The 16,868-nt window shown below is 63.4% G+C and carries 21 protein-coding genes, 3 tRNA genes and 1 pseudogene; 11 read left to right on the forward strand and 14 right to left on the reverse strand.

The features are described 5' to 3' along the window. The first annotated feature begins 131 nt into the window (after positions 1–131). Positions 132–626, forward strand: coding sequence for a DUF6265 family protein (locus AC5P67_RS06260; protein ID WP_043034343.1), 495 nt, complete (start codon positions 132–134; stop codon positions 624–626). Between the two features lie 58 nt (positions 627–684). Here AC5P67_RS06260 and AC5P67_RS06265 read toward each other — a convergent pair whose 3' ends face one another. Both AC5P67_RS06265 and AC5P67_RS06270 read right to left on the reverse strand, forming a co-directional pair. Next, on the reverse strand, positions 685–1,095 hold the full coding sequence (locus tag AC5P67_RS06265; RefSeq protein ID WP_495214397.1) for an SRPBCC family protein: 411 nt from the start codon (positions 1,093–1,095) through the stop codon (positions 685–687). A gap of 20 nt (positions 1,096–1,115) precedes the next feature. After that, positions 1,116–2,135, reverse strand: a complete 1,020-nt coding sequence (locus AC5P67_RS06270; RefSeq protein ID WP_005412841.1) for an aldo/keto reductase — start codon at positions 2,133–2,135, stop codon at positions 1,116–1,118. A 103-nt stretch (positions 2,136–2,238) separates the two neighbouring features. On the opposite strand from AC5P67_RS06270, the gene AC5P67_RS06275 reads away from it, so the two are divergent. Beyond that, complete coding sequence (locus AC5P67_RS06275; protein WP_164173231.1) at positions 2,239–3,156, forward strand: LysR family transcriptional regulator; 918 nt, start codon at positions 2,239–2,241, stop codon at positions 3,154–3,156. 10 nt (positions 3,157–3,166) lie between these two features. Here the strand turns inward: AC5P67_RS06275 and AC5P67_RS06280 are convergent, their stop codons facing one another. Continuing rightward, positions 3,167–3,685, reverse strand: coding sequence for a P-loop nucleotide/nucleoside kinase family protein (locus AC5P67_RS06280; RefSeq protein ID WP_080398518.1), 519 nt, complete (start codon positions 3,683–3,685; stop codon positions 3,167–3,169). Positions 3,686–3,946: 261 nt separating this feature from the next. Here AC5P67_RS06280 and AC5P67_RS06285 point away from each other — a divergent pair, with 261 nt between their 5' ends. After that, positions 3,947–5,023 (forward strand): alpha/beta hydrolase family protein, encoded by a 1,077-nt coding sequence (locus AC5P67_RS06285; protein ID WP_100443209.1) that lies wholly within the window; start codon positions 3,947–3,949, stop codon positions 5,021–5,023. 259 nt (positions 5,024–5,282) lie between these two features. On the opposite strand, the gene AC5P67_RS06290 is transcribed toward AC5P67_RS06285, so the two are convergent. Further along, on the reverse strand, positions 5,283–5,552 hold the full coding sequence (locus AC5P67_RS06290) for a hypothetical protein (RefSeq protein ID WP_005408911.1): 270 nt from the start codon (positions 5,550–5,552) through the stop codon (positions 5,283–5,285). A 124-nt stretch (positions 5,553–5,676) separates the two neighbouring features. Beyond that, the gene (locus AC5P67_RS06295) at positions 5,677–6,381 is read right to left on the reverse strand and encodes an ArsR/SmtB family transcription factor (RefSeq protein WP_033834661.1); all 705 of its coding nucleotides are present in this window, start codon (positions 6,379–6,381) and stop codon (positions 5,677–5,679) included. A gap of 103 nt (positions 6,382–6,484) precedes the next feature. On the opposite strand from AC5P67_RS06295, the gene AC5P67_RS06300 reads away from it, so the two are divergent. Continuing rightward, the gene (locus tag AC5P67_RS06300; RefSeq protein ID WP_088436354.1) at positions 6,485–7,126 is read left to right on the forward strand and encodes a flavin reductase family protein; all 642 of its coding nucleotides are present in this window, start codon (positions 6,485–6,487) and stop codon (positions 7,124–7,126) included. A 10-nt stretch (positions 7,127–7,136) separates the two neighbouring features. Here the strand turns inward: AC5P67_RS06300 and AC5P67_RS06305 are convergent, their stop codons facing one another. The 3 genes from AC5P67_RS06305 to AC5P67_RS06315 all read right to left on the reverse strand — a co-directional run bounded on the left by AC5P67_RS06305 (position 7,137) and on the right by AC5P67_RS06315 (position 8,846). Then, complete coding sequence (locus AC5P67_RS06305) at positions 7,137–7,682, reverse strand: DUF4124 domain-containing protein (protein ID WP_111197284.1); 546 nt, start codon at positions 7,680–7,682, stop codon at positions 7,137–7,139. Positions 7,683–7,756: 74 nt separating this feature from the next. Beyond that, positions 7,757–8,305 carry a GNAT family N-acetyltransferase gene (locus AC5P67_RS06310; RefSeq protein WP_111197287.1) on the reverse strand — a complete coding sequence of 183 codons (549 nt, stop codon included), beginning with the start codon at positions 8,303–8,305 and terminating at the stop codon, positions 7,757–7,759. Positions 8,306–8,348: 43 nt separating this feature from the next. Further along, positions 8,349–8,846 carry a GNAT family N-acetyltransferase gene (locus AC5P67_RS06315; protein ID WP_111189152.1) on the reverse strand — a complete coding sequence of 166 codons (498 nt, stop codon included), beginning with the start codon at positions 8,844–8,846 and terminating at the stop codon, positions 8,349–8,351. A 107-nt stretch (positions 8,847–8,953) separates the two neighbouring features. On the opposite strand from AC5P67_RS06315, the gene AC5P67_RS06320 reads away from it, so the two are divergent. Then, on the forward strand, positions 8,954–9,358 hold the full coding sequence (locus tag AC5P67_RS06320) for an NUDIX hydrolase (RefSeq protein WP_111189153.1): 405 nt from the start codon (positions 8,954–8,956) through the stop codon (positions 9,356–9,358). 172 nt (positions 9,359–9,530) lie between these two features. Here the strand turns inward: AC5P67_RS06320 and AC5P67_RS06325 are convergent, their stop codons facing one another. Both AC5P67_RS06325 and AC5P67_RS06330 read right to left on the reverse strand, forming a co-directional pair. Then, positions 9,531–9,761, reverse strand: coding sequence for a YybH family protein (locus AC5P67_RS06325; protein ID WP_227415191.1), 231 nt, complete (start codon positions 9,759–9,761; stop codon positions 9,531–9,533). 214 nt (positions 9,762–9,975) lie between these two features. After that, positions 9,976–10,336 (reverse strand): annotated as a pseudogene (locus AC5P67_RS06330) (hypothetical protein); the annotation flags it as partial. 1,185 nt (positions 10,337–11,521) lie between these two features. On the opposite strand from AC5P67_RS06330, the gene AC5P67_RS06335 reads away from it, so the two are divergent. Then, positions 11,522–12,016, forward strand: a complete 495-nt coding sequence (locus AC5P67_RS06335; protein WP_143566029.1) for a hypothetical protein — start codon at positions 11,522–11,524, stop codon at positions 12,014–12,016. A gap of 140 nt (positions 12,017–12,156) precedes the next feature. On the opposite strand, the gene AC5P67_RS06340 is transcribed toward AC5P67_RS06335, so the two are convergent. Beyond that, a complete protein-coding gene (locus AC5P67_RS06340; RefSeq protein WP_100443203.1) occupies positions 12,157–12,390 on the reverse strand; it encodes a hypothetical protein in 234 nt (77 codons plus the stop codon). Between the two features lie 28 nt (positions 12,391–12,418). On the opposite strand from AC5P67_RS06340, the gene AC5P67_RS06345 reads away from it, so the two are divergent. Beyond that, a complete protein-coding gene (locus tag AC5P67_RS06345) occupies positions 12,419–12,670 on the forward strand; it encodes a hypothetical protein (RefSeq protein WP_157806719.1) in 252 nt (83 codons plus the stop codon). Between the two features lie 504 nt (positions 12,671–13,174). Here AC5P67_RS06345 and AC5P67_RS06350 read toward each other — a convergent pair. The 3 genes from AC5P67_RS06350 to AC5P67_RS06360 all read right to left on the reverse strand — a co-directional run bounded on the left by AC5P67_RS06350 (position 13,175) and on the right by AC5P67_RS06360 (position 13,608). Then, positions 13,175–13,248, reverse strand: a tRNA-Cys gene (locus AC5P67_RS06350). Between the two features lie 66 nt (positions 13,249–13,314). Next, a tRNA-Gly gene (locus AC5P67_RS06355) sits at positions 13,315–13,390 on the reverse strand. Between the two features lie 142 nt (positions 13,391–13,532). Further along, positions 13,533–13,608 (reverse strand) — tRNA-Gly (locus tag AC5P67_RS06360). A 130-nt stretch (positions 13,609–13,738) separates the two neighbouring features. On the opposite strand from AC5P67_RS06360, the gene AC5P67_RS06365 reads away from it, so the two are divergent. The 4 genes from AC5P67_RS06365 (at position 13,739) to AC5P67_RS06380 (ending at position 16,866) form a co-directional block, all read left to right on the forward strand. Next, on the forward strand, positions 13,739–14,140 hold the full coding sequence (locus AC5P67_RS06365) for a hypothetical protein (protein ID WP_043034356.1): 402 nt from the start codon (positions 13,739–13,741) through the stop codon (positions 14,138–14,140). After that, positions 14,133–14,606, forward strand: coding sequence for a hypothetical protein (locus AC5P67_RS06370; protein WP_100443202.1), 474 nt, complete (start codon positions 14,133–14,135; stop codon positions 14,604–14,606). The genes AC5P67_RS06365 and AC5P67_RS06370 overlap by 8 nt, the downstream gene beginning before the upstream one ends. 115 nt (positions 14,607–14,721) lie before the next feature. Beyond that, positions 14,722–16,422, forward strand: a complete 1,701-nt coding sequence (locus AC5P67_RS06375; protein ID WP_043034358.1) for a hypothetical protein — start codon at positions 14,722–14,724, stop codon at positions 16,420–16,422. After that, positions 16,423–16,866 carry a hypothetical protein gene (locus AC5P67_RS06380; protein ID WP_043034359.1) on the forward strand — a complete coding sequence of 148 codons (444 nt, stop codon included), beginning with the start codon at positions 16,423–16,425 and terminating at the stop codon, positions 16,864–16,866. It begins immediately after the preceding gene. Positions 16,867–16,868 lie beyond the last annotated feature (2 nt).

A 16,868-nucleotide genomic window follows, 5' to 3' on the forward strand; every position in this document is an offset into this window, starting at 1 on the left:
GGGACTCCGGGTCAAGCGAGACAAGCTCAATGTGACAGATCGTATCGGAATCGGCACTGGAAAGGACGGCACTGGCCGCATGATCTGGCGGGCGCTATACAGGCCGCACATTCCCGCGCATGGAGGCACCGATGTCACTCCGCATCGCCCTGGCCCTGTTGCCGCTGCTGCTCGCGGCCCCGCACGCGCTATCCGCCTCACCCTCGAAGATCGAACACCTGGCCTGGCTGGCCGGTTGCTGGCAGCTTGATGGGCAGCCACCCGGTGCCGGCGAGCAATGGACCAGCCTGGCTGGAAACACCCTGTTCGGCAGCAGCCGCAGCCTGCGCGACGGGCGAACCGTCGGCTTCGAGTTCATGCAACTGCGCCAGCACGATGATGGGCGCCTGGTGCTGACTGCCCTGCCCTCTGGCCAGAACGCCACGGACTTCAACGCCACCCGGGTCGATGCCAACGAGGCGGTCTTCGAGAATCCTGCCAACGACTTCCCACAACGTATCCACTACCGGCGCCTCGACGACCAGCGCGCACATGCGCGCATCGAGATCGCGCAGGACAATCCGAAGCAGGCAATGGACTTTCCCATGCATCGCGTCGCCTGCGGTGCACCGACGCCCGCACCCTGACACGCAGACGCCCCGGACCGGCCGGGGCGCCTGCATGCGGTCAACGCCACACGGGCATTCACCCGGCCAGCGTGGTTTCCAGGGCCTTCAGGCCATCGCGATAGATGCCCTCGAACAGCGCGGACGCTTCTTCGTTGCTGACGCCCACCGGAGTGAACTCACCGGACCAGTCGATCCGCGAACCGTCGCCCTGCTCGACCACACGCAGGGTGGATCGATAGCCGCTGACCGGGAACGGGGCCTGCAGGATCGAGTAGGTGTAGCTGCTATCGGCCTGGTCGAAGGCTTCCAGGCGCTCGACGATGGCATCGCCATCGGGATTGGCCAGATGGCGCACGCGACCGCCTTCGCTGAGCGTGCTCTGGGGAATGTACGGAAGCCAGTCGGGCAATGAATCGAAGCCGCCGATGAGGTTCCAGACCTGGTCGGCCGGGGTCGGCACGGTGATGGATACAGAAGCAGTTGCCATGGGAATGTCTCCTTCGGGACTCAGATGTTGTCAATCGGCAGCGGGGCGTTGGCCGCGACCAGGCCCTGGGCGCGCAGCGCCTGCCAGAACCCGGCCGGGATGATTTCCTTCAGTGCGGCGTAGTCTTCGGCGATGCGCTCGGGACGGCTGGCGCCCGGAATCACCGCAGCCACTGCCGGGTTGGCCAGCGAGAACTGCAACGCGGCCGCCTTGATGCTGATGCCGTACTCGGCCGCGATGGCCTTGATGCGCTCGACCTTGGCCAGGATCTCCGGCGACGCCTTCTGGTACTCGAAGTGGCTGCCACCGGCCAGCACGCCGGAGCTGTACGGACCGCCGACCACGACGCCGGTGTTGCGCTCGGCCGCCTTGGGCATCACCCGCTGCAGCGCACGCTCGTGGTCGAGCAGCGAGTAGCGGCCTGCCAGCAGGAAGCCATCCGGACGGGCTTCGTCCAGGTCCAGGGTCAGCTCGATCGGCTCGACACGGTTGACGCCCAGGCCCCAGGCCTTGATCACGCCCTCCTCGCGCAGGCGGGTCAGCACCTTGAAGGCACCGCGGCGTGCGGTCTCGAAGTACGACAGCCACTCATCGCCATAGAAGTCCTGTGCGATGTCGTGCACCCAGACGATATCCAGGCGATCGGTCTTCAGGCGCTTGAGGCTGTCATCGATCGAGCGCAGGGTGGCATCGGCCGAGTAGTCGTTGACCAGCTTGTTGGGGCGGCCGGCGACGAACAGGCCGCCCTTCTCGCCAAGGTCGCGGGCGCTGGTGTCTTCCACTTCGTCCAGGATCAGGCGGCCGACCTTGGTGCTGAGCACGAAGTCATCGCGGTTGCGCTTGGCCAGCGCGTCGCCAAGGCGGATCTCGGCCAGGCCTGCGCCATAGAACGGGGCGGTATCGAAGTAGCGGGTGCCCTGTTCCCAGGCCGCGTCCACCGTGGCCTGGGCCTCGGCTTCCGGGATGTCACGGAACATGTTGCCCAGCGGCGCGGTACCGAAGCCGAGGGTCTTGCCAGCCAGCAGCGTGTTGATGCTCATGAGTTCCCCCTTGGGGAGGTTGTTGAAGTTGACGCACAGGCTAGGCTTGCCCGATAAGACTGTCCAAGACATAATTTAATTATCTTGAGTCCCGCAAGGTCTTATGCTCGACCTCCGCCAACTGCGCTACTTCGTGGCCGTCGCCGAAGATGAACACGTCGGCCGCGCTGCCGAGCGCCTTCACATCTCCCAATCCCCGCTCAGCCGGCAGATCGCCCAGCTGGAGGAACGGCTGGAGCTGCAGCTGTTCGAACGCTCGCAGCAGCGCATCCGGCTGACCGCCGATGGCCGTACCTTCCTGGCCGAGGCGCGGGCCCTGCTGACCCATGCCAACCGGCTGGAATCGCTGGCGCGCCGGCTCGGCCGCGGCGACGAAGGCGGCCTGTGCATCGGCTATCTGGAGTACGCGATGCACTCCGGCGTATTGCCCACCGCCCTGCGCGAACTGCGCGGCGATCGCCCGGCGGTGCATATCGCGCTCTACAACCAGCAGTCGGACGTGCAGCTGGAAGGCCTGCGGCAACGCAGCCTGGACATCGCCCTGGTCTGCGAACCACCGGCGTTCGACGATCCGGACCTGGAAGCCACGCAGGTGCTGAACGACCCGATGCTGCTGGCCGTGCCGGCCGACCACCCACTGGCCAGTGCAGAGACCATCACGCCAGAGGATCTGGCCAGCCAGCAGTGGATCGGCGTGATGCACAGGGAAAACGCACTGCGCCACGACACCTTCATCGCCGCGTGTGCGAAAGCCGGGTTCACCCCGACCATCGCCATGGAAGCGACCGAGCCACTGGCCGCGCTTGGCCTGGTTGCCGCCGGCCTGGGCCTGACCACCGTCCAGCAGAGCCTGGATCACCAGGCGCCGGACGGCGTGGTGCTGCGCGAGCTGCCGTGGTTCAGCTACCGCACACCGCTGTGGGCGGCCTGGCACCGCATCAACCTGCGCCCCCTGGTCGAGACCTTCCACAGGACGCTCGTGCGCACCGCCACCGAAGGCAAGCCGGCATTCGGCGACTGAGCCGACCGCGCTATGCCGGGCCTGCCTCGGTGTAGCGCATCACCATGAAACCCTCTTCTGCGGCCGGTGCAACGAAGTGGCGGGTGATCTGCTCGAATTGCTCATCGCTGGCCTGGAAGGGATGCTCGCCGCATGCATTGCGTGCACGCAGCCGCGCCTTGCAGACCTCGTCGGCGATATCGAGGAAGTGCAGTTGATGCGCGGCGCCCACTGGCGAGAACACCTCACGCGCCCACCCGCGGGTTGCGGGCGTGTTGAAGGGGAAATCGAGCACCACCGAGACGCCGGCCCGCAGCAGCGTACGCAGATGATCGGTCAGCACGCTGCGCAGCGTGGCTGCGCGCTGCAGATAATCGGCGACGGAGTGGATTTCGCCCGGGTGCAGCGTGGCCAACCAGGCATCTTCGCTGATCAATACGTGGCGAGGCTTGGCCGCCAGCTGTTGCGACAACGTCGATTTTCCTGCGCCGATCTTGCCGCACAGCAGGTGCAGGGTTGCGCCGCCATCGGCGGATGAAGGGTGTTGCATCTGCGATCTCCTCGGTGGATTCCAGTTCCCGGGAGAGCGCTGCATGCAATCCGCCTTCCCGGGCGGGTTGCAGGGCCGTGACGACCGCGCGCTACCCCGCCTTCCCTTGGGGAATGCGGATAATCGACGCGATGACGTGCGGAGCCATGCCACCAGCGTAGAGCGCCGCCTGTACGGCCCGCAATCCCCTGCGGCAGTGCAGCGCGCGCAACATTCCGCTGGCATCTATGCTCGGCGCCATTCCCGCATGGAATGACCACGATGCGCCCCTTGCTTCGATGTGCCCTCGCCCTTGGCCTGCTGCATGCTTCGTCGGCATCGCTGGCAGCACCAACCACGGCACCACGCACGCTCAGCGGCGAGCTGCAGGGCGCCCCCTGGCGGCTGGATGTACCGGCAGACTGGAACGGCGACCTGGTGATGCTGGCCCATGGCTATGAGCCCGTGGGCGTGCCACGCACCACGCCGATGGCCGCCGGTGACAGCACCGCAGCACTGCTGGGCGCGGGCTACGCCGTCGCGCAGAGCGCGTATTCCAGCCAAGGCTGGGCGGTGGCCGAGGCGATCACCGACATGGAACACCTGCGACAGCATGCCCTGGGTGAACTCAAGCGCGTGCGACACACCTGGATGCTGGGCTTCTCGATGGGTGGTGCCGTAACCATTGGCAGCCTCGAGCGTTTCCCGCAGCACTATGCCGGTGGTGTGTCGCTGTGCGGCGCCAATCTCAGTGGCGAACAGATCGCGGCCGACCTGCTGACCACACTGGTCGCGTTCGATTATTTCTTCCCCAAGGCTGAGGGGCTGCCGGTCACCGGGTTGGCGTCGCGCGAAGCAGCCACGCTGCCCCAGAGTGAGCTTTACCAGGGCATCGCCACCGCGCTGCAACGCGACCCGGCGCATGCCGCGTTGCTGGCGCAGCGGCTGCAGGTTTCCCCCGATGAAGTGGCCGGCACGATCAGCCTGCACGCCCTGGTCCTGCACGAGCTGGCCACACGCAGCGGTGGCATGCCGGTCGGCAACAGGGGCACGGTCTACAGCGGCTTCGGCGATGACGCCGCATTCAACGCCGGGGTGCGGCGCATCGATGCTGTACCTGCCGCGCAGGCCAGGGTGCGCGCGACGCTGGCGCTGACCGGCGCACTGCAGCGCCCGCTGGTGATCCAGTTCAACCACAACGACCCGACCATCGTGCCGCACATGCAGACGGTGTATCCGCAGTTGGCCGCACACGCCGGTGCGCGGCCAGCGCCACGGGTACTGCCATCGGTGGGCGAAGGACATTGTGGCTTCTCTGAAGCACAGGTTGTCGATGCCTTGAAGACAGTGCAACGCTGAGTCCATCGCGTAGCGAAACGCGTCCGCCACGCTGGTAACGCTTACGGTGCAGGGACCCGCGCAGCATGTGCCGCCTCCCCTCGATCTGACCGCGCACCTGTTCGGCATGCCCGAAGGCGAGTGGCTGGGCTTCGACATGTCGGTGCCGTTTGGCCACCCGGGTGTCGGCCGACCAGCACAGTGCCGTTCGATGCGCGCGGTCAGATCGGCGCGCTCGGCCAGGTCTTGGCCGTGCGCCCGTAGCCGCAGCAGGCGGGGATCAGCCGCCCAGCGTGCCCATCGTGAAGGTGTAGCCCGAGCTCATCAGGAATTCGCGCATGCGCATTTCCGCGCGCCGCGGTGAGGCCAGGTTGGCCGGCGCATACAGGGCGTACACCAGGCCTGATCCCTCGATATGTTCGCGGCGGACCTCGCAGCGGGCGGTTTCCGAGGCAATCACCCATCCGTCCTTCAGCCGCTCCGGCCCGATGGATTGCCCGTTCTTCAACCGAAAGGTCAGCCAACGCACATCTGCCATGATTTTGCTCATTTCCGATTCGCTCCGTGCCCGAAGCGACCCGTGATGTCCTTGCTCGCCATTGCAGCTCCCTGAGACGTGGAACTCGACCATAACGCCTTGCCATGTCGCGGGTGACTGAGACTGGCCGCGCCGCTCAGGTCGCCAGGTTGAAGAGCCGCCACAACGCCTCGCGCCCGGGTGGCGTCAGCCGCAGTTCGCGCCGGCCCTCGACGCGCCGCAGCCAATCGTTGTTCACGAAACTGTCCAGCATCGCCTCACCGACCAGCCCTGCCAGGTGTGGCCGCCGTTCGGTGCAGTCCAGGCAGCCACGGCAGTAGCGCGCCGGCTTGGCCGCCACCGGCTGCTGCAGGAGCTCGCGCAACGGCAGGCCCAGTCCGGCAAGGAATGCGGCGCCTCCAGCGCTGATCTGCCAATGCCCTTCGCATGGCAGTACATGCCCCGCCTGCAGCAGGCGATCGGTGATGGCGACCGCGTGCACGCCGGCCAGGTGCCGATAGCAGGAACGCGCCTCGCGCAGTGCAGGCATGCTGCGCGCGGCCGCAGCGGTACAGGAAGGGGTACGGTCGGCCACGCGCAGGATGCCTTCGAGCATCTCTGCCACCTCGCTTGATGCCAGCCGGTGGTAGCGATGACGCCCCTGCGCCACCGCCACCAGCAGGTCGCCCTCGACCAGCCTGCGCAGGTGCGTGCTCGCCGTCTGCGGCGTTACCCCGGCCACGCGCGCCAGCTCCATCGCGGTGTAGGCCCGTCCATCCATCAACTGCAGCAGCATGGCGGCACGCGCCTGGTCCCCGACCAGGGCACCGACACTGACAAGGGAACCGGAGGTGTGGACCATGCCCCATTGTGGCATGCCGTCATCTGCCAACAGTTCGATGCAGGCCGAAGCGTCAGCAGCCGACTGCTCGCCACAGTGCTCGCCCGCAACCGCGAGACCTGCCGTGAAGACCGCTTCGATCCATCGCCGCCGCATCACCCCTTCGGTCCTGTACCCAGGCACGCCCGTGCTGCTGATGACCACGTTGAATGACGACGGCAGCAGCAACATCAGCCCGCTTTCTTCGTTCTGGGCGCTGGGCAACCGGGTAGTGCTGGGTCTCGGTACGCAGGGCCAGGGCTATCGCAACCTGCAACTGCGCAACGAGTGCGTGCTGAACTTCCCCTCATCCGCGCAGGCCGCACAGGTCGAGGCGATCGCGCGGGCAACCGGCTGTAACCCGGTGCCGACCGCCAAGCAGGCGATGGGCTACGTGCACGTGCGCGACAAGTTCGCACTGGGCGGATTCACTGCCGTCGTGTCGACGCACGTTGCTCCGATGGCCATTGCCGAGTGCCCGCTGCAGGTGGAGGCCACCGTCATGGCGATGCATCCACCCGGCGAGGATGATGGCCAGGGCTTCGTGATCGTCGAAGGCCGCATCCGCTGCGTGCATGCGCACGAAGACATCACCGTGGACGGCACCCAGCACATCGATGTGGCGCGCTGGAAACCGCTGATCTACCTGTTCCGGCACTACCTGGGCGTGAGCGCGCCGGTCGGGCGCAACTTCCGTGCGGAGACACCCATGCGCCTTCCCGCCTAGCGGGAACGACTCATGGCGTACCCGCGGGTACGTTGCTGAACTTGTCGCGCACCGAGCGCTCGCGTTCACGCCGGGTCGAGGCGCACCGTTCGCGCGCACTCGCCATCTGTGTATCCGCCGCCATCCGCTCGGCACTCAACGATTGCTGCAGGCTGGCAATCTGCGCACGGATGCCCGAGTCACGGGTTGCGCCGGCCAGGTTGTTGCTCGACGCGGCCATCTGCCGGTTCAACTCGGCGATCTGCCGACCGATCTGCTGGCTGCGCGACTCCAGCGGACCGTAGATGCGCGAGCGCTCGCCCTGCACGCAGTTGCGCTCGGCGATACCGGCGTCGGCCAGTTCGGTGTTCTGGTACACCGCCGCGCGGTTCGATGCCTCCCCCGCCGTTTCCGTGGAGGAACGGCTGGAACGCAGCTTCATGGGTTCAGCGCCGGCAGCACAGGGATTCTGGCTGTATACCGTTTCACCGGAAGCGCCCTTGCACTTGTAGACCTGGGCCGATGCCAGCGGGAAACACCCCAGCAGCATCATCGCCATCACTACCTTCCCCTTCATCCTGCACCGCTCCCTGGTTCATTGGACAACCGCCACGATACGGTGGTTTGGTGGTGACTGCACGCTGGCGCCGTTCAGACCGTTTCGCCCTGCAGATCGAGCAAGGCCGTGGTCCAGCGGCGCGCTCCCAGCGTGGCCACCATGCCGCCGCGGTAGACGAACCTGCGTACGTGGCCGTCTTCAATGAAGCAGGTCTCGTTCTGCATCGGCACATAGCCCACAGAGGCATAGTGCCGATGGTCCAGGGCGAACAGCACGGCGAAATCGATACCGTGCCGGCGCAACTCTGCATGGGCCGCTTCGATCAACCGCGAGGCAACGCCCTGCCGGCGAACGTCGGCACGCACCACCACGCCGCCAATCAAGCCCATGCGTTCCGGCTCGCCGTCCAGCAGTACGTTGCGTTCATACAGCGCGAGATGTGCGACAACGTGATCACCTCCCATTGCCAGGACCAGAGCGACCTGCCCCGGGATGGCGTAGCCCTCGCCCTGCATGTCCGGGAAAGCCTGGCGGAGCAGATCCACCGCCTGCTGACGGTGTTCCGGCGCTACGCTTTGCCAGCGGCATACCTGAACGCGCATTGCCCTATCTTCGTCGAATGAATGTGTGTCCAGGCCCATCGTGCCACGGAAACATGACCGGGCCCGCAGTAACGTTTCACTGTCAGTGCAATGTGATCCAGTACGAGACGATATCCGTGTAGATGCCCTCGCGCTTGACTGCGCGCGGCTCCCTGCCGAGTACGCTGAAACCCAGCGATTCATACAGCCCGCGCGCAGCAGCATTGTCCTCCAGCACCGTGAGGGTGAGCGATTCAATGCCCTCGGCGCGCGCAGATGCAAACGCAGCAAGAAGAAGGTGGCGGGCGATACCCTGGCCACGGTGGCCGGTGCCCACATGGACACTGTGCACTTCCGCCGTATGCCGTCGCGCCGTCCGCATCGGGCGTACGTAGCGCAGGAAGCCCGCAAGCTTGCCGTCGATGAAAGCGCCGAAATAACGCGTCCCGGGATCAGCAAGCTGGGCGCGCATCACGTCTGCTGTCTCATTCTGCGCCTCGGCCAGCGTGGACAGGAACGCAGCGGGCGACTCGCGAAGCGCCTGCAACCGCGCCTGCCAGAGAATGTCGGCGTCGTCAGCACCAAGTTGCCGGATGACCATGCGACACACCCGCGAGGTTGTTGATGCACAGGTGTCCAGCTTAGCGCGGGTTCGCCTGATGCGGCGTGCATGCAAGAATGAAAACCGTCCCTTCTTCATTCACCGCCATGACTGAACTGCAGATTCCCCGCCTTGGATGCGGCGCCGTCGTCCGTGATGCCGGCGGCCGCATCCTGCTGATCCAGCGCGGACGCGATCCGGAGCGCGGGTATTGGGGCCTGCCTGGCGGCAAAGTCGACTGGATGGAAACGGTGGAGGCTGCCGTGGTCCGCGAAGTCCGCGAGGAGACCGCCTTGGAAGTGCAGCTGCTGCGCCTGCTGTGCGTGGCCGATCATTTCGAGCCGGCGCTTGCTCAGCACTGGGTCGCGCCTATCTACGAGGCACGGGCACTTGCGGGTGCCGAGGCTTCCATCCAGGAGCCGGGCGTGCAGACCGGGCTGGGCTGGTTTGCCGGGGATGCTCTGCCCCAGCCGCTGACGCAGGCCACGGTGCAGGCGCTGGCCAGGCTGTAGCCGATCAGGCCACGACCAAGGCGGCACGGATGCCGCCCGGCCTTGCGGCTCACTCGATCGGAAGACCGTGCATCTTCAGGAACGAGAGTTTGTCCCAGTAGCCGCGCTGGAACGTGATCAATCCTCCGTCAACCGTGAAGAAGCCGCATCCACGCAGGCCAAGAGGGTCGCGTCATTCCAGCGCAGCGACATTGCCGGCCTCATGGATGACTTCGGGAATGCAGACCATTTCAGCAGTGCTGAATTCACGCTCGAAGGTGGCACGGATCGCATCGCGGCCCTTGATCGGGTCCTGGGTGACCTGGTGATTGATCGCGTCGGGGTGATACAGCTCCGCCAGGCCAGCAGCATCGCCTGCGTTGAAGCGCTCGATCCAGGTTTCCACGATGTGTCTGGGAGTCATCCGCATGAAGTCCGCTAAGGCCCAGACCCGATCATAGCGCTCGTACAGCACATTCCAGACCGCAGAAAAACGAAAAGCCCTGCCCGGAGTCAGGGCTTTTCAATTGGAGGCCTCAAGCGGAATCGAACCGCTGTAAACGGATTTGTAATCCCAATCAAATCCTTACTCATCAATAGCCTGAGCGGAGGCGACACCGGCCCAACCGCCCCAACCGATCGAGTGCTGCCTTGATCCGCTCAACCGCCTTCGCTCTGGCCTCGGCCAGGCGTCGGGCCTGTTGCTGCTGTTCGCGGGTCGGCGGCAGACCGGGCAGTGGCGGGGGCAACTGGATCGGCGTGCTGTCGGTCAGCCGGGCGACGGCCTCACGCAGAGGCAGCTCGGGATACAGCCGGGCCGCGCACCAGCGTTCCGCGTAGCGCTTCGCCTGCCGGACGTTGGCCGCGCGCCCCCTTCACCTGCCCCATCTTCTGGCCTTCCATCCACAGGCGCACCCCAAGGGGAGTGACGCCGGCCGTCTCCTGACCGTTCTACCAGAGCGCCCAGCGCTCACCGGTCTGGACCCAACCAGAGGGAATGGGCGCAGTGCAGAAGCCCTGGTAACCGTAGGAAGGGAAGGACGCATGGCCAGAAGGACACGACCGGCCACCGCGTCAACGATTCGACAAGGCGCGCCCAAGTCCCCGGCCTGTAGCTGAGCCAGTCGCCGATGCCGCAAAGCTCCCACCAGCCACTATTGTGAACAAAAAATGAACTTCAGTTGCACCTTGGCCGGGGGTGGTTCCGCCCGTCGCCGTTTACAAATAGAGGTCTGTAAAGCACTTGGCACTCGGAGACACCCCAGATCGAGCACCATCTATGCCCCCCCCTGTACACGCACTACGTTCATCAGCAACAAAGGAGCGCTATGAGTCGACGGATCAAAGCCCTGAGCCTCGCTGTACTAGCCATGCTGGCAGGAGCGGCAGTTTGGTACGGAACAACCGCACCGAGTACGCAGCCAAACAAAGCCGCCTCATCGTCAGAGCCATCCAGCGCTCTGGAGCACGCCACTCGAGGGCCCGCGATCTCCGCCTCGCGGCCGGTCTCTTCAAGATCCACACCAGGGTCTGCGGCCAACAGATTAGTTCGTGTGCGGCAACTGTCCGGACGCGCGTACGCAGTGGAAGACTATGGACCAATCCCACCAGGGACAGTGCACGAAGTCATTTCAAGACTTTCGCCGTTGGCATTAGCTGGTGATGCGACAGCGTCCTACGGAATATTCCAGAAGCTCAATGAGTGTAAGGACATCAATCGACGCGCGTCTCGAGGCGTCGCACTTCACGCTTCCGAGAATGTCGCGACCGCGTGCATTGAACTATCCGCTGAAGATGAACTGAGTTCCAGTAGATGGCTCTCGCTTGCAGCAGAGCAGGGGAACATTGGAGCACGACTCCTTTATGCCGCGGACTCACAATCCGCCCTTGGAGGACCAGCGGAGCTGCTTCGCAATCCAGACCGCACGAAGGAATACAAGCAGACAGCTGTTGGCTATCTGCAAGAAATGGCAAACCAAGGCAGTGCGGACGCACTCCTACAGCTTGGTAATGCCTATCACGCTGGTGTACTTGTCGACGAGGACCGAGTTACAAGCAGAGCTTACTTTGAAGCAGTTCGTCTCGCAGATCCGTCGATAGTGCCAGCTCGACAAGTTAGTACCTTGGACAAATCGCTAAGTGCAGAACAGCTGAACTTGGCACTTCGAAAGGGAAATCAACTCTATGACTCATGCTGCAGATAAGAAGTTCTTCCGCATCCCCCGCCGCAAGGCCATTCTACTTCTGATAGTCGTCGCTGCGATCGCACTCGCAGCAAGCACGTTCGCTTTCGAACGCGGCCCCTACTTCTGCACCGATTGTCACGTCGAATCACCGGTACCCGACGCAAGAACCCTAGAGGTCATTAAAGACTCGCGGGCACCAATCGACTATGTGCCATTCTTTGCGTGGGCGACTGGAACAACGTACCAGATATGCAATCCCACCCACTGCACCGTCTATCACGAGAATTTTGAATCCAATTGGGTGGGCGAAGGCCGGACCCCTCGCGAGGGTGTTATGCCCGAGCCAATCTACGAAGGCGGCGGCGTGGAGACTGGCGGAGGCGGCACCGAGAATGGGGGTGGCGGAGTTGGCGTCGGTGGCACCAACTTTGGCGGTGGATGTGTCGGCAACTGCAGTGGCAGGATAGATGTCGGCCCAGTCCAGCAAATTTGATTTACCGATGCAAAGCCCAGCTCACTCAACGAGCAGGGCTTTTCTCACAAATGCCACGCGCGCCGGTCATCCTGACCAGATTCCAGTAGGCAGCGATGATCCGGGCGTAATAGCACATACGCTTCTCCTGTGAGGAGTATTTAGATGGTGACCTCCATCACTGGAAGGTTGGGAGCCGCTTCAATCAGGCGACCACCTCGAACCCAGACGTTGTAAGGAATGGTTTGCCGCCGCTGGCCGAAAGCCCGCACCTGTACCCCGTCATACGTCGTCAGCTTGCTGGTGCCATCACTGTTGTGCGCGGTGACGGTCGCCAGCAATCGAGGATTGCTGCTGACCAGTTCGCCGAATTGATCCCAAAGGTCAGTTCGCATCGTTGTAGTGCCTTTCGAGGGTTACGGTGTGCTCGATCACAACATCAACGCGCAGCGACTCGCACTGCCCATGCCATCTCCCCGCAGCGCCAACCACTTCCACCAGGTCCAATGGCATGACTGGGCCGACCTCACCTGGCTTAATCGGCTTGGGGAACAGCGGCATAGTGAGGTCGACGGCCGCTTGCTCACTTCGTTCACCAAGGATGTTCCGCCCGCGCTCGGCGCCGACGGCAGCAGCATGATCAGTGGGCTGCTGACCTGCTGTGCGAAAAGCTGACCTGCCTCACCGTCCTTGCGTACTTTGCAGGTGACGCCCTTTCCCGGCAGCTCACCAGTGACCACCACCGCATCGTGCAGCGGTTCGCTACGCATCTGGAGGCTCTCGGCAAGGACGATGTCCTCCTGCACAACGTGATCAGGAGGTGATTCCCGCCAAAGCTACGGGCTGACTGGATAGCTGGCCCGAACCCGCAACACCGGCTGCGCCGGGTCGGACTGCACACCACCGCGACACTTGCCCCGGCCAAGCCGCTGATGGCATCGAGAGGCGTGTTCGCGTCGCAGATTCTCCGCTGCCGCCTCGGTGTTGGCTAGCTCCTCCGGCACCACGCCGCGGTCAAGCAGCACGTCCAGACGACGTACATACTCGTTCCTCGGCTTCATAGGACCTGCTGACAACGGGTGGCAAACAGATGATTTCATGGCCGAATCAGGAGATTCTGCACAAAGGCATCGAACGCCACGCAAAAAAAAGCCCTGACCGGAGTCAGGGCTTTTCAATTGGAGGCCTCAAGCGGAATCGAACCGCTGTAAACGGATTTGCAATCCGGTGCATAGCCACTCTGCCATGAGGCCAACGTACTGCGCGCCAGGAACTGGGCCCTGACAAGACAAAACCCCATGATGGGGCCTGTCGGAACATGGAGCGGGAAACGAGACTCGAACTCGCGACCTCAACCTTGGCAAGGTTGCGCTCTACCAACTGAGCTATTCCCGCGTAAGCCGACATGCTACCGGAAATCCGGAAAACACACCAGAGATTTCACATTTCTGACTGCGCGCAAAGCCTTGTGGCCCAACGTGCCCCGCCTTGCCGTGGCGGGAGAAAAACAAGGCCCCTGCCGGGGCCCTGTAGAATCTGGAGCGGGAAACGAGACTCGAACTCGCGACCTCAACCTTGGCAAGGTTGCGCTCTACCAACTGAGCTATTCCCGCAGATTCCGTTCGACCTGCGTCGAAGGAGCGCTATTGTGTCCAAATTCCTTCACGCCGTCAACAGTCTTCACATCATGCAGTCACGGGCGTCCGCAGTGGGGTACGCTGCCCCGCCCGGCCCCGTTCGCCCATGCTCCTTCGCGGCACGCCTCTGTTGATCGCCCTGCTGCTGCATCTGCTGGTGGCCCTGCTGTACTGGGCGCTGATGCCGATGGGAATGAACTGGTATCGCGACCATTTCGGCTTTGCTTCACATCGTGACATCGGCCTGGGCATCGCCCAGTTCTATCTGTTCTGGATGTTCATTGGCGCCCAGCCGCTGATCGCGGTGCTGCGGCCACTGTTTGCCAAGCTGCTGGTGCTGGCGATTCCCCTGGCGTTCGCGAGTTGGACACTGATGCACAACCATCCGCTGCGCCTGCTGTACTTCACCCTCGGGCCCGGCCTGCTGGCACTGGCCGCGATCGTCACAACCGCGTGGTATGCATCACGCAAGCGCCTGCCTGCCACCACGGACACCGCCGATGCCTAGACGCTACGTCCGCCTGTTCTGGTTGCTGGTTGCGTTGACCTGGCTGGCGCTGATCGCCGCACTGGTCAATGCCGGCTTCACCCCAGACTACTGGCTGCTGCATCACCTGGAAGGCGCCGAGTCGCCCTACCCGACCAGCACTGTCATCGTGTTCGCGTTGCTGGGCACCGTCGAACTGGTGGTAGCCGCCTTGATCGTGCGGCCGTGGCGACTGAAACGACTGTGGCTGCGCCTGCTGATCGCCTTCGCCCTGCTGCTGGCATGGTCGGTGCCGTGGATGCTGTCAGCCATGCACCAGCCGCCGGTACACGGCATGCATCTGCTGTGGTTGTTGATGCTGGACGTGGGACTACTGCTGGCGCTGTGCTTGGTGTCGGCGGTGAGCGCGTGGCGGGCTTTCATAAGCTCACCGCATGGCTTCCGCAGGGAGAAGACGCGCAGAGATGGCCTACGCATTTCAGAATAGTTGCATGGACCCGCAGCGGACCGGCGAAGGACAGTACCTGACCCGAGGCCCACAGAGCCGGCAATACTTTCACTGTCGCTGCTCTGCATATGCCTCTGCCAAACCGGGATAATTCATGCAGCAGTCGAGCCAGCAGGCATCACAGCTCCCCGACGACGCGGATCCGCTTGAGGCAGCGTTACCAGCGATGGCTGGAGACCGGCCGATTACTCCCCTGGAACTTGCCACGCGACTTTCCGCAGCCTGCCCCTTTCAGGTCGTCCGATACGCCGACATCAAGGGTGAGGTACCGCAGGACTCAACATACGCACCAGAGCACTACGTCTGGGGTGATCCCGATGAGTTAGTTCTCTTGGTTGATGGCGACCTCAAGCTCGACACGCTGGACCTGGACGACCCGCTGGCCCCGTGGCGGGAAGAAGATCTTGGTGCGTACATCCGTTTCATCCTGGTTCGCGGCAATGCAGAGATAGCGCGCCATGTTCACAGCCTTGAAACCGACGGCGCATGCGGATTGCTTGTCTCGGGCGACCTGACGACAACCAATGCCATCGCCGGCGGACAGGAAATCCGCGTAGGCGGCAACCTGCTGATACGCGAGCTGTTCTGGGGCGACTACAACCACGGGGAACTGCACGTGGTCGGGAACACCCAGGCAGCGCTTCTCATTCAGACCGACTACTCCATGCAATTCGATGGCTCGGTTCACTGCATTCGCAGGATGGACGACGAAGCCATCATTGACGACGGAATTGAGCAGATCATCGAGCCCGATTGCCTCTCACGCGAATCCGAGGGTCCGGACAGCTTCTGGTCACTGGATGCAGGAGCCATGCTGCAAAGGCTCACTGCCGGGAAGAGCGTCATCCGTGCGGAGGGTCTGTCAGCGCCGGACCCGACGCTATGCACAGTGAACCTGTTTGGCGATGCAACTGTCAGCCCAGAAAGTCTGCTACGCGTCTGTGGAGAAGACATGCTTCCCATGGATACCCGGACCTATGAATTCCACCGCAGCGGCATCTCACTTCTAGCAAGTGCGGACAACACCGACGCCGACGCCCGCGCATACACCGTGCAGATGGAAGATCCATCGAAGAACATCGCTGCACGCCTCGTAATGCGGCGCACTGAAGCGACCGCCAGCACCACAGCCTCTCACATGGGAGGTGCTGGATCTGGTTGGAGCCTATTGAAATACGTCTGCAGCGATGCTGGACAAGTTCAGCCCGAATGGGACGAGGTGGAGTCACACGACATCCAGCCCCCCTTCATCGCACTTATCCTCGACGGGTGGCGATTTCTTAAGGAAGGCGCATCGAACCGCCAAAGGACCACGGAGACAATTTCAGCGGCCGAGATACGCGATCTCCTGGCGCTTCCGATCTGCCAGCCATACGACGACTACGGCGATGGTGAACGTTGCGGATTCTGGGTGGGTCACTGTCATGCTGCATTTCGCCAAGAGAAACGCGGGCCTGGCCGCGAGGAGCCCATGCTCCGCCTTTCACGGGAACTTCAACAGGTCGACGGTAGCAGCGTCATCGAAAGCTACTACTACTGCATTGAGACATGCATGGATGGAGGGGAGCGCGTTCACATTCGTTACAAGGCAGACCTGCGCACTGAAGACTCGCCGGTTCAGATAGATCCCGTCGGAGGGGAGGCGCTGGCCGACGCACTACACCTGTTCAAGCGTGGCGCAAGGGAAATGCGCGGCACAAATTCGGGCTTACTGAAAGGAAGAACACCCTACCTCGCGAAAGACCATGCGTTCGCGATGAACTTCTGGAAGCAGCAGGGATACCTGCCCGAGTAGATGCCAAACCTCTTTCAGAAACCGACGGCAATCCAGGTCTTCTGGCTATCCGCATCCGTTGTATGGCTGCTACTGGCGTTCGCACTCATCCATGCCGGCTTCAAGCCAGACTACTGGCAACTGCGTCACACCGAGTCTGGAACACTGCCTTACCCCACAAGTTCAGTCGTCACCTTAACGCTGATCATTCTGGTGGAGATTGTTGCCCTGGGCCTGATCGTGCAGCCATGGCGATTTCACCGTCTGTGGCTGCGAATGCTTGTCTGCGCCTTCCCCTGGCTGGGCTGGACAACACTCTGGGGCGTGACCGCCATGCATCAGTCTCCCGTGCGCGATGTGCACCTGTTCTGGTTGCTTGCAACCAGCGGCATCCTTCTTCTGGCGCTGCTGGTCGTGGTCCCGGCCTCCGTCTGCCCGCGCCTACGCCGCTGGCTCAACGGCTGACC

It is taken from the genome of Stenotrophomonas sp. YJH_SMC_21, assembly GCF_059369555.1.

What these genes read in the sequence shown, in the direction of transcription:
- AC5P67_RS06260 (WP_043034343.1), top strand. Translation starts at nt 132, where the DNA reads ATGTCACTCCGCATCGCCCTGGCCCTGTTGCCGCTGCTGCTCGCGGCC.
- AC5P67_RS06265 (WP_495214397.1), bottom strand. Translation starts at nt 1,095, where the DNA reads ATGGCAACTGCTTCTGTATCCATCACCGTGCCGACCCCGGCCGACCAG.
- AC5P67_RS06270 (WP_005412841.1), bottom strand. Translation starts at nt 2,135, where the DNA reads ATGAGCATCAACACGCTGCTGGCTGGCAAGACCCTCGGCTTCGGTACC.
- AC5P67_RS06275 (WP_164173231.1), top strand. Translation starts at nt 2,239, where the DNA reads ATGCTCGACCTCCGCCAACTGCGCTACTTCGTGGCCGTCGCCGAAGAT.
- AC5P67_RS06280 (WP_080398518.1), bottom strand. Translation starts at nt 3,685, where the DNA reads ATGCAACACCCTTCATCCGCCGATGGCGGCGCAACCCTGCACCTGCTG.
- AC5P67_RS06285 (WP_100443209.1), top strand. Translation starts at nt 3,947, where the DNA reads ATGCGCCCCTTGCTTCGATGTGCCCTCGCCCTTGGCCTGCTGCATGCT.
- AC5P67_RS06290 (WP_005408911.1), bottom strand. Translation starts at nt 5,552, where the DNA reads ATGAGCAAAATCATGGCAGATGTGCGTTGGCTGACCTTTCGGTTGAAG.
- AC5P67_RS06295 (WP_033834661.1), bottom strand. Translation starts at nt 6,381, where the DNA reads ATGGTCCACACCTCCGGTTCCCTTGTCAGTGTCGGTGCCCTGGTCGGG.
- AC5P67_RS06305 (WP_111197284.1), bottom strand. Translation starts at nt 7,682, where the DNA reads ATGAAGGGGAAGGTAGTGATGGCGATGATGCTGCTGGGGTGTTTCCCG.
- AC5P67_RS06310 (WP_111197287.1), bottom strand. Translation starts at nt 8,305, where the DNA reads ATGGGCCTGGACACACATTCATTCGACGAAGATAGGGCAATGCGCGTT.
- AC5P67_RS06315 (WP_111189152.1), bottom strand. Translation starts at nt 8,846, where the DNA reads ATGGTCATCCGGCAACTTGGTGCTGACGACGCCGACATTCTCTGGCAG.
- AC5P67_RS06320 (WP_111189153.1), top strand. Translation starts at nt 8,954, where the DNA reads ATGACTGAACTGCAGATTCCCCGCCTTGGATGCGGCGCCGTCGTCCGT.
- AC5P67_RS06325 (WP_227415191.1), bottom strand. Translation starts at nt 9,761, where the DNA reads ATGACTCCCAGACACATCGTGGAAACCTGGATCGAGCGCTTCAACGCA.
- AC5P67_RS06335 (WP_143566029.1), top strand. Translation starts at nt 11,522, where the DNA reads ATGACTCATGCTGCAGATAAGAAGTTCTTCCGCATCCCCCGCCGCAAG.
- AC5P67_RS06340 (WP_100443203.1), bottom strand. Translation starts at nt 12,390, where the DNA reads ATGCGAACTGACCTTTGGGATCAATTCGGCGAACTGGTCAGCAGCAAT.
- AC5P67_RS06365 (WP_043034356.1), top strand. Translation starts at nt 13,739, where the DNA reads ATGCTCCTTCGCGGCACGCCTCTGTTGATCGCCCTGCTGCTGCATCTG.
- AC5P67_RS06370 (WP_100443202.1), top strand. Translation starts at nt 14,133, where the DNA reads ATGCCTAGACGCTACGTCCGCCTGTTCTGGTTGCTGGTTGCGTTGACC.
- AC5P67_RS06375 (WP_043034358.1), top strand. Translation starts at nt 14,722, where the DNA reads ATGCAGCAGTCGAGCCAGCAGGCATCACAGCTCCCCGACGACGCGGAT.
- AC5P67_RS06380 (WP_043034359.1), top strand. Translation starts at nt 16,423, where the DNA reads ATGCCAAACCTCTTTCAGAAACCGACGGCAATCCAGGTCTTCTGGCTA.